Annotated in this window: 1 protein-coding gene; it reads right to left on the bottom strand. The window is 74.1% G+C overall.

The features are described 5' to 3' along the window. A partial coding sequence (locus KVS71_RS18145; protein ID WP_217585232.1) for a TetR family transcriptional regulator occupies positions 1-247 on the bottom strand: 247 nt, incomplete at both ends.

Genomic DNA, 247 nt, shown 5'->3' with positions numbered 1-247 from the left:
GGCGGAGCGCGCGGGCGGTCGCGAGGACGCCCTCCGCTCCGTCTGGGACGGTCGCCGTGACCCGATCGGCGAGGTCGGCGAGGAGCTCCTGCTTGTTCGCGACGTGCCAGTAGAGAGCGCTCGGCTGCACGCCGAGCCGGGCCGCGATCCGGCGCATGGAGAGATCGGCCAGCCCCACCTCGTCGAGAAGGGCGAGGGCGGCCCGTGCGACGCTCTCCCGATCGTGACGGGCGGGATTCGTCTCGGG

It is taken from the genome of Microbacterium sp. GbtcB4 (assembly GCF_019091465.1).
GTDB classification, from domain to species: domain Bacteria; phylum Actinomycetota; class Actinomycetes; order Actinomycetales; family Microbacteriaceae; genus Microbacterium; species Microbacterium paraoxydans.
Note: the sequence above shows the minus strand (reverse complement) of the source record. Positions and strands in the feature narration are given on the sequence as shown.